This window comes from Pseudoalteromonas sp. Angola-4, from assembly GCF_028599265.1.
In the GTDB taxonomy this organism is placed as follows: domain Bacteria; phylum Pseudomonadota; class Gammaproteobacteria; order Enterobacterales; family Alteromonadaceae; genus Pseudoalteromonas; species Pseudoalteromonas atlantica.
The window spans coordinates 404,553-418,328 of the sequence record NZ_JAQREK010000001.1; the positions used below are offsets into that span (position 1 = coordinate 404,553).

Here is a 13,776-nt window from a genome sequence, read left to right on the forward strand (position 1 = left end):
GTTATTATTCGATCAAAAAGTTGTTGATCTTTTTGACTTCGAAGTCTATTTTAGATCCATGCATTTTCAATTGATACAACTTGTTTACTGTATTAATTGAAAATGTAGGTTTGGGGAGAACTAAATACGTTTTATACTGGGGAGAATAACTATAATGAAAGCTAAATTTACACGGACTCTCGTTCACTTTGCTGTAACCACCGCTATTGCAGCAACCACAATGAACGCACACGCTGCGCAAGAGCCAGAACAAGCACAAGCGCAAGAACAAACCGCGGAGCCCGCGATAGAGCGTATAGCGGTAACGGCAAACCGTCGCTCACAAGACCTACAGGAAGTATCATCATCAATAACAGCATTAGGGGAAGGGGACATTGCCCGTGCTGGTATTATTGATGTTACGGGTCTTGAACAAGTGGTACCAGGCTTACGTATGGGGTCGTCGGGTGGTGAAGTTAGACCCGCTATGCGTGGCGCTCGCACCAACGAAGTAGGTGTAGCAGGCACCGGTATTGCTGAGCAAATTGTAGGTATATTTCAAGATGGTATTTATGTGCCGACTACCTCATCGGGCTTAGGCGCGCTGGTGGATGTTCAACGCATTGAGGTATTACGCGGGCCGCAAGGTACGTTATATGGCCGAAACACGTTTGCGGGCAGTATTAATATTATTACTAATCAACCTGTTTTTGACGATTTACTGGGGAGTATAAAAGTTGAAACAGGCAGTTATAACCGCAGCGCTTACGAAGGAATTATAAATATTCCAGTAAGCGACACCGTGGCAACCCGTTTTGTAGTGGCCTCTGATCGTCACGATGGTTATATCAATAATTTAGTTGTTCCAGGCCCTTCAGATGACTTGCGCGAGAAAAACCAGTTTTATATGCGTAACGTTACTAAGTGGGAGCCAAACGAAAAGTTTAATGCCACAGTACGCTTTGATTACTCGCGTAAAGACTCTAACTCAGAAGCTATTTGGGGTTACCAACAAATAGCGGGCTACCAAATTGAAGAAACCTCGCCGGGGTCGGGTGTATTTAACACTACGCCTACAATAACCGAGGGGCATATTTATCAGCCAAGTGATGCACAGCACGAAGACCTTGGCCCGTATGATGTTTACCGCAATGGTTTTTCACTTGATAAGCAAGAAAGCTTTTCGACCACATTAGCACTTGAATGGTATACCGACTTTGCTGATATTAAATGGACCACCAACTACTCAACGCTTAGTGGTAAGCAATATTACGATAACGACTACAGCGACGGTGGCATTGATTTTGTAGGTGGTTTTGGCCGTGAGGATGACCAAAAAACACTCTCATCTGAGCTGCAGTTTTCATCTAACGATGAGGGTGATTTTTCGTGGATTGGTGGCCTTTACTACTTTGACCAAGAAGCAGATTGGAGCTGGTTATCGCATGCAGATACCACAGGCGATGGTGTGTCAGATTCTGTTGTAGTGCCTTCATGGGGGAACCCGGATTACGACCCGCATACGGCAAAATCTATTGCGGCGTATGGGCAATTACGCTACCAAGTAACAGAAGATTTGCGTGTGGTAGGTGGGTTGCGTGTAAACCAAGACGACAAAACATTTACCGGCGATACAATTCCTGATTGGGATGACTCAGCACTGCTTTATAAAGCGGCTGCCGAGTACGACATTAATAACGATATTATGGTGTATGCAAGTGTAGCGACAGGCTACAGAACCGGTGGCGCAAACGATTCGCGCGTTGTAGCTCGCGGTGCTGACCCACTTTACGATAACGAAGATGTTATCTCTTACGAAATGGGTATGAAAAGCTATTTGCTTGATGGCGCAATGCGTTTAAATCTTTCGGTATTTATGAACGAATACGAAGATGTAAAAGCACAGTTATTTGCAACCTCATGTAACGATACAACCACTGGCGATACTGTTTTAGAGTGTGTTGCCGCAGGTACTGCTACCACCTTTGAATACTACGAAAACGGCGGCGATGTAGAAACTGTGGGCCTAGAAGCCGATATTCAATGGGTGCCAATTGATAACCTAACACTAACCGGTACTTTATCTCTGCTTGATAGCGAATTTGCTGATGGCTATGCAGTAGGTAATGAGCAGCTTCGCCCATTATTAGCATTAGGTAACTTAGAAGGCCGCCAAGATATAAACGACAGCTCTAGTCAGTTTAGTTTTGAAGGCTGGAGCCCCGCTATGGCGCCTGAGTACAGTGTTGGTTTTTCAGCTCGTTATGAGTTTAGCTTAGGGGGGGATTCGTACTTAGTACCGTACATTCAACTAAATTACTTAGACGATTACTACGCGTTTGATACGAACATCCCAGAGGTGCAAGTAGATGCGCACTTAATGGCTGATGCACGTTTAACTTGGTACATTAACGACAGTGTGCAAGTAGAAGCGTACGTTAAAAACATTGGTGATAAAGCGATTTTAACTCGTGGTGTAGTGCACTCACAAATTGTTGATGGCTTACCTGCAAACTCAGTACAAGCTAACTGGAACAATCCGCGTACGTGGGGCGCAAGCTTAAAATATCAGTTTTAGAATTTCCTAAATGGCCGCTACGGTCATTACTTTCAGCCAGCTATTTATTAGCTGGCTTTTTTTATTTTAAGCTTGTTAGTTAGCTCCAGTTAGCTGCTATTTAACCTTACTATTGTATTTACCCAACCTTTACTGGCATTTATTGAGTGCGCTTTTATTGGCTTTAGATTGTAAGCTTAACCTTTCTTACCTGACCTTCATTTAAGTTTGCTAAATGCATACGTGTATTTAAGCCATAAGTGCGTAACTTACAATGGGGGGCTTGGCTGTGAGTTGCATACTCGGGCTTTAGTAAGGCGAGGCTGATACTTTATTTATTGCCTTTAACTATTTTAAAGCGTTATTTTTTTAATAAGTAATACCCACTCGCTTAATTAAGTGAGCTATTTTGAGTTATAAAAGCGAGTCATAAATAGGGTAAAAACTGCTTAAGTATGATTACAGGTTGCTAAAAGGCCATCTATAAAAAAAGCGCTCAGTGAGCGCTTGAAGGGAAGTGGAAAAGGTGACCTTATAATGCAAACTGCTGGTTAAGTGCCAGCGTGTCGAATTGCATTACTTCGTGGGTTATTTGATTATCGCTGATGCTAATAACGCTAATTATTTGCTGACGTACACGTACGTTTTTAGCATTAAAGCTGCCATCGAGAGTCCAGCATAGCGTGGCTTGGTTTTGCGTACTGTCATACTCAACGGTTTCTAGCTGGGCATAGCGTCTGCTTAGCGATTGCGTAAAATCTAAGTGGCAATCAAGCAGCGCGCTAATAGGTTGTGGCTGTGTGTTACCTGCAAGTACAGCCGTAGCGCTGGGAGTATAAAGGGTTTCAAACTGAGCCAGGTTGTTAGTTTGCCAAATTTGCCACCAGTTATCTAAAGTACGAGCAGTGTGAGAGGGCAGCTCGCAAATAGCGCTGGGGGTTGCATGAAAAGTAGTAGGGTGCAGCTGGTTATCTAAATCGCTAACAATAATCGGGTCACTTTTTGGTAGTTTAGGAATAACCGAGCTGTTATTTACCGTTGTATTTACATACTCGTTATTGGCTAGCGACAACGTATCAACCACACATTTTACTGACTTAATAAAAGTCCCGTTGTGTTTTATTACAAACGTTAAACGCACTGGATTTTTAAGCTTTTTAGGCTGTAAAACCAGCTGTAGGGTTTCACGTTCTGCGCCTACACTATGAGTGTGCGATACACACTCAGACACACCATATTGAGCTAAAAAGCTAAGCCACAAAGGCTGCGCCTGCAAAGCACCCATGGCGGTAAAGTGGTGCTGCTGCCAACGGCTACTGCGAAGCAACTTGCTGCTTAGACCTTCAATGTCGGCTTTAGTGTATAAATCGATAATAGCGTTAATCATGCATTTTCCTCCCACTGTGATTTGTTGACTAATGCATGTGCTTTAAATAAGTTTGCATAAAGTGCTACTTCATCAAAAACGGTGATCTCTTCGATGATTTTTTTGTTTTTAATACGCAAATGCGATGCGCCTAAAATAAAGTAAGGCTGCTGTTTAAGCTCACTTAGCTCGCTATTTTGCGGATTAAAGTGGCCTGCTAGCGACCAACGTATCGCTACATCTGTCGTGGTTTCGTCAAATGGGGTAATAGCTATATGATCAATCGTTAATTTGGCGTCGGGGCAGGTTGCAAAAAATTGTATAAATACGCCATTAATTTGTGCAAGTCCGGTGGCCATTCTGCCGCTAGGCCATTGTTGTGTTGCCGTTAAACTGTAAAATTCGTGTACTTTAGCAAACTGTTTTTGATTAAATAGCGTGTCTAACCAAGTGTGGGCAAATGCCGCAAGCTCACCCTCTACAATGGGCGTACTTGCTACGCGGTGATCTATGGCAATTACACGGTTAAATTCATCGTTTAGCCACTGCGTGTGTTTTTCTTTACTCGGAATGTTTGCCATGTGTTTGGCTACATTAATAATGTTTAAGCCAAGCTGCTTAACTAAAAAGCCGTTGTCACGCACTAGCCACTCTTTAACTATTTTGTTTTCAAAGCATACGCAGTCGGCAATGGTTGTAACACGCCCGGTTTTATGTGTTGCTGGGCCAAACTCAGAGTTACCAGTGTTGGTCATTACACTGCTAATTAAATGTGATGAGTAATAGTGTTCGTTGGCTTCTTCTGAAAACACCACGTTTTCGCCAATTAGGCTTCTGTCGGGGAAGGCGGCAATAGTTTTAAGGGTGCCTTGAATAACATCTTCTATGTTTTCGCCATAGGCGCCAAGGGTAAAAACAGGGCATACATCGGCGTAATAGCGATAGCATAAGCCAATGTTTTTTTGCTCCCAAATACGGTGCGTTATGCGCAAAATGTAATCAACGATATCAACAAATTCGTCATCAAAACCGATTAAAGGCTGCTGTTTGTTACCTTGCGGGTTTAACACGCTCGATAACGGTAGCCAGTAAGGTTGGGTCATATTATTGTGTTTGTTCATGCTCACCTCTTAATTAGCTGCGGCTATTTTGCGTTGCATTTGCTCAAAAATATCAATGCCCATTCCATCTAATAAATGAGGGATATCAATAGCGACCCAGTTTTCTTTTAATATGCCGTTTTCGCAGCGCCAAAAGTCCATTACACGCGGGAACAGCTTATTGCCAGAAGGCGGTAAACCTAACCAGTCTTCACCGGTATGGGTGCCATACATGTGAGGCCAGCCGCCGGTAGCAACAAAGTTATCGTGACTTACTAAACACAGTGTTTTATTAATACCGCGATCAGGAAAGCCTTTTAAAAACGGCCCTTGATGGTGCTCTCTAAAGCCGCTAATTCCGCGGGTTGTACCAATGCCTGCTGGGCCATACCAAATAAAGTCTGGGTGCCAGTATTTTTCTAAATTAATGCTGTATAAGTCTTTACCGTCATAGCGGCCAAGCTCTGTGAGCATATCAACTACAAGTTGCTCGTTGGTTTTGCTAAGCGTTTCGTTTTTATAACCTGTTGGTACGCCATCAAGTGTGGTGGGGGGCATAACTAAACCAGGGTAACCTAAGCTTGGGCGTAATGGGTTTACGCCTACTTGGTTCATTACATCAATTAAATCTAAAAATGTGTAAACATTAACCACTTGGTTGTTTTCTATTTGCGCCATTTCGCTGTAGCGAATAAACACACTTTTGCCGCTTGCAGGAATACCCAATAAAGGCTGTGTAAATGTGCCGGTAAAATACCCTGTTGCACACACCCATTGCTCACCTTTGTAGTCGCCCTGGATAGAGATAAACGGTTTGCGCTCTATGTCAGGTAACGAATGTTTAAGTACGCCAAAGTAGTCATTAATCACATTTTGCTTTGTGCTAATAGGCTCAAAAGGGTGGCTTACCTGCCATTGAACGGAGTCTGCAAGCAATGCTTGATTTGGCAATTCTGCAGCGCTGAAGTTTTCGAAAAGCTGTTCTAAAATATTCATTTATTTCACCTTACACAAAATATTCAAATAACATGAGAGAGGCAAAGCTCAGTACAAAAAAGCCAAGTAACCAGTAATTGATTGAGTCAAACTTACCCGGAATTAAGTACCAGCCGTTTTCTTTTTCTGGACGTTTTTCATCTTTAAATGCTTTTAACTGACCTTTAATGGTGTATTCGTTGTAATCCTCTTGATAGCCATCAAATGCAATACTTAACGCAATGCTAAATACAAGGCAGGTTATTGCCCCTATGGCGCAGTACCATGGCCATGCAATGTCGGTAAACAGTGCGCACACAGCAACGGTAATAAACGACACTAAGGTGCCTATTAATAAGCCTTTTTCGGTGGTGTGCTTAGAGAAAAACCCAAGGGCAAACATGCCAAGCTGAGCACCTACAAAGTACGAGCCTACTTTAGTGAGTATTTCTAAAATTGAGCCTTCGCTGTATAGGTGATACATAATGGCCGGAATAATAATGATCACCGCCCAACCTAGCGTAAATAAGCGAGTAACATTTAAATAGTGAGCGTCGTTTTTTTCAGGCGCAAAGTACTTTTTATAAAAATCGATAGTACTTATGGTTGAAAGTGAGTTAAGTGCTGAGTCGAGGCTCGACATAGATGCTGCCATTACCGCCGCGGCAATAATGCCCATTAACCCTGGTAAGCCATAATCAGCTGCAAACTGTAAAATAATTAAGTTGTCGTTTTCAAAAGTGCGCCCGCCGTAGTAGCTATAAAACAGCACGCCCATAAATATAAAAAACAAGTAAATAAAGAACGCGATAAAGCCCATTAGTAAGTAGGATTTTTTAGCATCGCCAATATTTTTAGCGGCAAGGGTGCGTTGCACCATCATTTGGTTAGTGCCATACACCGTAATGTGATACAGCGACATAGCCAGCACGCCAGACCACACGGTAGTTACTTGGGTAAAGTCGAGCGAGAAATTAAGTGGGTCTAATTTACCTTGGCTTTTTAGCTCGGTCAGTGTTGAGCTAAATGAACCATCCATAGAGGTGATAAGGGCATACATAATAATACCAGCCCCTATAAATAAGATGGCTGACTGAATTACATCGGTCCATATAACGGCGGTTATGCCACCTAGCATGGTATAAATAAGGGCGATTATGGTAACTAAAAATATCGCAGTTATAACATTTATATCAATAATAAAGGCCAACACTAAGGAGGTTGCATACAGCACTGCGGCTGAACCCATAGTTTGTGATATTAACCAAATAGTAGAGATAAGTAAGCGGGCCTTTTTACCAAAGCGGCGCTCTTGGTATTCGTAAATAGAGGCCACACCCGCATTGTAAAAAAACGGAAAAAACAAACACACCACCGCCACAATAACCAGTGGGTAGTTAAGGTGTATGGCAATAACCGAGAGTCCCTCTTTGTAAGACCACGCTGGCGCACCTAAAAAGGTGAGCGCACTTACATAAGTAGCAACAACCGATATACCAATAGCCCACCAAGGTGTTGTTTTTCGACCTATGTAAAAGTCGTTAGCACTACTGATCTTTTTACTAATTACAAACCCAAGTATTAGGTTGGCAATTATGTACCCGATGAGAATGCTCCAATTCAACAATCCAAAATCATTCATAATTAATCCTGTTAGATTAGGTTTTACGGGCTTGAGAGCCTATTTGTATTTTTTATTTTGAATCATCATGAATCACTTTGACTTCGAAGTCAATTCTCATTAGTATTATTTTAAAGCAATTTATAACTTACTATTCACAGGCTTTTAATTACCCTTTAAATACAATACATTTTGTTAAAGTGTGTTTAACGGCGGTTTGAAGACATTAATTTGACTGCGCAAACAATGAGGAATAATCATGGCAGATATACTTAAAGATAAACAACTAGTTCGTCAATTTCATACTGCACTAGAAAAAGCACAAGGTAATGATTTACAAGCCGTATTTAATGAGTTTATGGCCAGTGAATACAGCTTTAAAGGGGTGCATCCGTTTAATGAGCTTGAGTGTGCGAATGATGTAATTGCCCAAGTTTGGCAGCCATTATTTAGCTCGTTTAGTGCGCTGCAGCGCCGTGAGGATATTTTTATTGCAGGGCAAAGCGAAGCCGACGGTGGCCAGTGGGTGATGAGCATGGGCCATTTTATGGGCTTATTTGATAAAGATTGGCTAGGTATTGCGCCAACCCATAAGCTTGCCACTTTGCGCTATGCCGAATTTAACTGTGTTAAAGACGGAAAAATAATTCAGACCGGTTTTTTCGTCGATATTATTGGCCTTATGATGCAAGTAGGTTTAAACCCGCTGCCGCTCTCTACTGGGCAATATTTTACGTATCCTGGGCCGCGCACGCACGATGGTATTCGTTTGGGTAAAAGTAGCGATGAGCAAAGCGAAAAAACAATGGCGCTGGTAAATCAAATGATTGATAACCTAACCGCGCTTAATAAAAGTGGCGTTGATACGTGCCCGCCCGAAGTGCTTGGTAAAACCTGGGATGAAAACATGGTGTGGTATGGCCCAGCAGGCATTGGCGCTACTTACACAATTAAGCGTTATCAGCAGCAGCACATGTATCCATTTAGAGAAGGGTTAACGGGTAAAGTATTTAACGGCCATATTTGCCGGTTTGCTGAAGATGAGTTTGCCTGCTTTTTTGGCTGGCCTAACCTAACTAACACGGCCATTGGGGGCTTTTTAGGCCTACCGGGTGCTAATACCCCAGCAGATATGCGCGTGGTGGATGTGTATCACCGCGAGGGCGATAAATTAGTAGAAAACTGGGTCATTATTGATATTCCTTATTGGTTAAAACAACAAGGCCTAGATATTTTAAAGCGCACGCAAAGTATTGCGAACCCTGGTGCATAGTCTATTTAAGTAATAAAAAAGCTCTGTTTTACAGAGCTTTTTTTGTTTATACGTCCTAGGGCGCAAAATTTAAATAGCGGGCTTTGGTAAGCTCTTTCATGCGTGCGAACACATCTACCCCAATTTGATGATACACATCAAGAATATCTATCAGCACCCAGTTTTCGCGAATTAAGTTATTCTCGGCGCGCCAAAAGTCGAGACTACGCATGGTTATTTGCTGATTTGCAGGCGCAATACCTAACCAACCATCATTACTAATAGTCATGCTCATACCCGGCCACGCGGTAAAGCCAACATAGTTTTCATCGGCAAATAAATAGCCTTTACTTGCATCACCTACTCGGTTTGGCAGTGCATTTAAAAACGGAATTTGATGCCAGTTTCTAAACCCTTTTATACCTCGTGCAGTGCCTATGGTACTTGGCCCATACCAGCTACAGTGCGAGTGCCAAAATTGCTCAAGCTTCATGGCCTCTATACCGCCTTTGGCATAAAAACCAAGGTGCTCACACATGTCGCCCACCAGTTTTAAGCTTTGTGCTGCGTGCTCTTCATTGTATGCGTTTGTGATTAATCCATCTTGCGTTGCAGGGCCTGGTACATGCCACTCTTTCCCTAAGCTCACCGAAAGCGGCCATACTTTAGCTTGCATCATTACTTCGGGAATATCCCAAATAGCTTGTACTTCTACCACTTTGTTATTTTTAATACGGTAAAATTCATGAAAACGCATGCTAACTTGGTGCCCAGTAGGGGGGATATCAAGCCATGGCTTTTCAAACGAACCGGTATAATAACCGCAACAACCTACCCAGTCTGAGTCGTTAATTGAGCTACCTGCCATAACTATTGTATCGCGGCGCTCTAAGCCTACAAATGCCTCGCTAAGCGGTAAATAAACTTGCTCAATAAGTGCATTAGGGTTGGTAAGAGTTTCAAACGGGTAACACAGCTGAATGAGCGCGTCCTCGCTAAACACGGTATTAATTTGTGTATGCAAGGCGTTTATATCAAAGTTATACAGGGCCTGTCTAAAGTCGTGTATTAACGCTTTGTTTTTATTATGAATGTTCATTGTTTTGGGCTCCTGTTGCTGTTTCAAATTGCTCTCGCAATTGCTTAGCGCCACTTAATAAAAAGCTGTGATCTGAGCCTAATAAATAAAAGCTCACGCCTAATGATTGCCAATGGCTCAGCTCGCTCAAATTACCTACAAACATGCCACAGCATTTATTATATTTAGCCGCTGCCTTGGCTATTTTAGTGACTGCCTCAAGTACAATAGGGGCGCTTGGGTTGGTTTCGCCAAGGGAAATGGTTAAATCCATACGGCCTATAAAAATGCAGTCTATTTCATCTATTTGGCACAGTTGCTCGATATTATCCAGTGCATCGGCATCTTCTATTTGTGCAATAATGCAGGTTGATGACTTATTGCTTGCTAGGTTATCGGTTAGGGCATGGGTTGTGTAACCAGCAAAGCGGCTTGAACCGGCATAGCCTCGGCCGTTATTGCCATAAAAACAGTTTTTAATAATTGCTTTTGCTTGTTCGGGGGTTTTTATATGCGGCAGCACTAGGCCATCTGCGCCTATATCTAAGCTACTTAATAAAGTGGCGTGGTCTGTATTACTAACACGTATAAGCGTGGGCATATTTTTAGTACGTGCTGCCATTATGCAGCTATCTAAATCGCCTCTATCAAAGGGCGCATGCTCTGCATCAAGGCACAGAACATCAAGGTTAGTGTGAGCCAATACTTCTGTATTATGATAATGCGTGCTTTTAATAAAGGTACCTAGCAGTAGCTGTTTTGCATTTAACTTTTGCTTTAAATTCATGATAAAGACTCCAACCAGTCTAATAAAATTGTGTTTACCGTATTACTTCGCTCAAGCGGGGCAAAGTGAGCGCAATGGCCAAGCAGTACAAGGTCACTATTAGGCGCTGCTTCATGCATACTTTGCTGAACACTTGCCGGGCATAATGGGTCATGCTCGCCCCCAATAATGAGTAGCTTTTTTGTACTTTGCTTTATTACGCTTAACGTATCTTCGCGGGTGGCAAGTGCACTCAGCTGGGCGCTAAAGGCGTTAATACCAAGATCGTTTGCCATGCTAAGTACGGTCTCTTCATGGGCTTTATTTGGTTGGTAAAAGTAGTGCGGCAAAAAGTCACGTTTAAGCAGGGCTTCTAAACTGGTGCTTTTGGCGTGTTCAATTTGTTTGAGCCTAATTGCAGGGCGCTCAGGTTTATCGGCTAAATAATTGCTCGACATTAAACACAAGGAGGTAACTAGCTCAGGGTTTGATTTTAACAGGGCAAGCGCAACAATTCCGCCCATGGAAAAACCTATAAATGGGCCCGGCTCTTGTGCAACTTTTTTGCAAAGTTCTACCATTTGCAAAATGCTAGATTGCTCGGTTAAGGGTATTACACACGGTGTATAACTTGCATTTTGCAGTGCGTTAATTTGCGCTGCAAACATGCGGTCATTACATAGCGTACCAGGTAAAATATAAACAGGATTTTTGGCCACAAAAATTCCTTAATTTAACGTTTTTTAATAGAGTTCCCTTCAATTAATGAACCAGTAAATACCCGAACTTCTGCAGCCGCTTGAGGGTTTTCAATGCGCTCCATTAAAATATCAACAGCGGCTTTAGTAAGCTGTTTCATTGGTTGTTGTATTGTGGTTATTTGATAGTTGTACCACGAAGAGGCATTAATACCATCAAATCCTACAACCGACATGTCATCGGGCACTTTAATGCAAAAGTTTTCTTTTAGTTCATCAATTACGCCAATTGCCATAGCGTCATTACTGCATATTATGGCATCGGGCTTGGGGTGTTTTTTTAACCATTTTTTAAGTGCGTCGCGTGCCGATTTATACCCATAATCACCATAAATAACCGGCGTGCCTTTAACGCCTAGGGTTTGTAAATAATTTTCGGCTATTTCCCTGCGCTCGTTTGCAACATCTGAGTCAGTAGGGCCGGAGATAATTAAATACGATTTATGGTTAGCTTCGTGTAATAAATCAATTAACTGTTTAATGCCTTTGTCGTGATTACAGCAAACGGTGTTTGCATTCGACTCAGGCACATGGCGGTTATAAAGCACAATAGGCGTACTGTGTTTAGCAAATAAGTTTAAGCTTTTACTATCAAAGTGAGCAGCTAGGGCAATTACACCATCAACCTGAAAGGTCCATATGTTTTCGAGTAATTCATCTAGCTCTTCTGCGTTATCAAGTGTAAAGAGCAGCACACGTTTATTGTGCAGTGCCAGCTCTCTGTTTAGCTCAGAAAGCACCTCTGGGTAATTCAGGTTTGCTTGCGATGACAATATAACCGCAACCATACCCGATTGTTTGGTGATCAACATACGGGCAATAGCATTCGGGCGATAGCCCATTTCATTGGCCGTTGCGATTACTTTTTCACGGGTTTTTTTAGACACACTAAAACCAGGTCTAAAAACACGTGATACCGCCGATTGCGATACGCCCGCTACACGGGCAACATCGTATGAGGTGACTCTTTTTTGCTTCAAGATTTACTTCCTATATCGTCTTACACGAATGTCTGCTTGTTCTTTGTGGCCTGCGAACCCTTCTGCAGCACATAATCGTGAACAATACTCACCAACAACCACCGAGGCTTGCTCTGTTACTTGCTGAAAAGTACATGTTTTTATGAATTTACCTACCCATAGTCCGCCAGTATAGCGCGCAGCTTTACCTGTGGGTAGTGTATGATTTGTACCAATACATTTATCACCATACGAAACATTAGTTTGCGGACCTAAAAATAAAGCGCCAAAGTTTTGCATGTTCTCTTTAAAGTAATCGGTATTGCTGGTCATCACTTGCACGTGTTCAAACGCTAAGTCGTTAGCAACTTGAAGCATTTCTTCGTAGGTGTCACATACAATTACTTCACCGTGATCTTCCCATGCTACGCCTGCAATATCGGCAGTGGGTAAAATAGTAAGCTGCCTTTGCACCTCAGCTATTGTATCTTTAGCTAGTTGCTCTGAGTTGGTAAGTAAAATAGCCGGTGAAGTCGGGCCGTGCTCTGCTTGGCCGAGTAAATCTGCCGCACATAGCTCGCCATCTACACTGTCATCGGCAATAACTAGGGTTTCGGTAGGCCCTGCAAATAAATCAATACCAACACGGCCAAATAGCTGACGTTTTGCTTCGGCTACAAACGCGTTACCTGGTCCAACTATCATATCTACCGGCGCAATAGTTTGTGTACCAATTGCCATTGCAGCTACTGCTTGCACGCCGCCTAAACAATAAATTTCATCAGCACCGGCCATATCCATCGCGACTACAATTTCAGGTGATGGCTTGCCATTAAACGGTGGAGCCATGGCTATTACGCGTTTAACACCCGCTACTTTAGCGGTTAATACGCTCATGTGCGCAGAGGCTAATAGCGGGTATTTACCACCAGGCACATAACAACCTACGCTATCCATAGCGATATGTTTATGACCAAGGGTTACGCCCGGAAGAGTTTCTACCTCTACGTCTTTCATTGAGTCACGTTGTATTTGTGCAAAATTACGTACTTGGCTTTGCGCCCACTTAATATCGTTAATTAATTGCTCATCAAGTTGTGTATAGCAGGCTTTAATTTCGTCTTCTGAAAGTTTGAAAGACTCCGGAGTCCAGTTGTCGAACTTTTCAGAGTACTCACGAATGGCTGCGTCACCTTCGGTTTCAACATGCGCTAAAATATTCTCTACAATATCTCTTACTGATTGATTTTGTTTTTGTTTTGAGTCAATTGGTTGACCCTTTTTTAAATGCTTTATCATTGCTAGTGTCCTTAGTGAGTCGTTGTTATATACACATTTGATGAGACGTATTGGTTAAATAATGTC

11 protein-coding genes are annotated in these 13,776 nt (G+C 42.5%); 2 read left to right on the forward strand and 9 right to left on the reverse strand.

The window, feature by feature from the left end; all coding sequences use genetic code 11:
* Positions 1-154 precede the first annotated feature (154 nt).
* Complete coding sequence (locus PSH48_RS01875) at positions 155-2,557, forward strand: TonB-dependent receptor (RefSeq protein ID WP_096041992.1); 2,403 nt, start codon at positions 155-157, stop codon at positions 2,555-2,557.
* Positions 2,558-3,068: 511 nt separating this feature from the next.
* Here PSH48_RS01875 and PSH48_RS01880 read toward each other — a convergent pair.
* From PSH48_RS01880 to PSH48_RS01895, 4 genes are read right to left on the reverse strand one after another with little or no spacing between them, the layout of a single operon-like run.
* Positions 3,069-3,923 carry a nuclear transport factor 2 family protein gene (locus PSH48_RS01880; protein WP_096739884.1) on the reverse strand — a complete coding sequence of 285 codons (855 nt, stop codon included), beginning with the start codon at positions 3,921-3,923 and terminating at the stop codon, positions 3,069-3,071.
* On the reverse strand, positions 3,920-5,023 hold the full coding sequence (locus PSH48_RS01885) for an ester cyclase (RefSeq protein ID WP_064386752.1): 1,104 nt from the start codon (positions 5,021-5,023) through the stop codon (positions 3,920-3,922). Before PSH48_RS01885 ends, PSH48_RS01880 begins: the two co-directional genes overlap by 4 nt.
* A 9-nt stretch (positions 5,024-5,032) precedes the next feature.
* On the reverse strand, positions 5,033-5,998 hold the full coding sequence (locus PSH48_RS01890) for a nuclear transport factor 2 family protein (protein WP_273610794.1): 966 nt from the start codon (positions 5,996-5,998) through the stop codon (positions 5,033-5,035).
* Between the two features lie 10 nt (positions 5,999-6,008).
* On the reverse strand, positions 6,009-7,619 hold the full coding sequence (locus PSH48_RS01895; protein ID WP_273610795.1) for a sodium:solute symporter family transporter: 1,611 nt from the start codon (positions 7,617-7,619) through the stop codon (positions 6,009-6,011).
* Positions 7,620-7,857: 238 nt separating this feature from the next.
* On the opposite strand from PSH48_RS01895, the gene PSH48_RS01900 reads away from it, so the two are divergent.
* Positions 7,858-8,871: an ester cyclase gene (locus PSH48_RS01900; protein ID WP_055255210.1), complete on the forward strand. Its 1,014-nt coding sequence runs from the start codon at positions 7,858-7,860 to the stop codon at positions 8,869-8,871.
* Between the two features lie 55 nt (positions 8,872-8,926).
* Here PSH48_RS01900 and PSH48_RS01905 read toward each other — a convergent pair whose 3' ends face one another.
* From PSH48_RS01905 to hisD, 5 genes are read right to left on the reverse strand one after another with little or no spacing between them, the layout of a single operon-like run.
* Entirely contained in the window at positions 8,927-9,949 is a 1,023-nt protein-coding gene (locus PSH48_RS01905; protein WP_273610796.1) for an ester cyclase, read from the reverse strand.
* Positions 9,936-10,715, reverse strand: a complete 780-nt coding sequence (locus PSH48_RS01910; RefSeq protein WP_029772148.1) for an HpcH/HpaI aldolase family protein — start codon at positions 10,713-10,715, stop codon at positions 9,936-9,938. The genes PSH48_RS01905 and PSH48_RS01910 overlap by 14 nt, the downstream gene beginning before the upstream one ends.
* On the reverse strand, positions 10,712-11,413 hold the full coding sequence (locus PSH48_RS01915; RefSeq protein ID WP_273610797.1) for an alpha/beta fold hydrolase: 702 nt from the start codon (positions 11,411-11,413) through the stop codon (positions 10,712-10,714). The genes PSH48_RS01910 and PSH48_RS01915 overlap by 4 nt, the downstream gene beginning before the upstream one ends.
* A gap of 14 nt (positions 11,414-11,427) precedes the next feature.
* Positions 11,428-12,435, reverse strand: coding sequence for a LacI family DNA-binding transcriptional regulator (locus PSH48_RS01920; protein ID WP_273610820.1), 1,008 nt, complete (start codon positions 12,433-12,435; stop codon positions 11,428-11,430).
* The gene (gene hisD / locus PSH48_RS01925) at positions 12,436-13,710 is read right to left on the reverse strand and encodes a histidinol dehydrogenase (protein WP_024033719.1); all 1,275 of its coding nucleotides are present in this window, start codon (positions 13,708-13,710) and stop codon (positions 12,436-12,438) included. It lies immediately after the preceding gene.
* Positions 13,711-13,776: the final 66 nt, after the last annotated feature.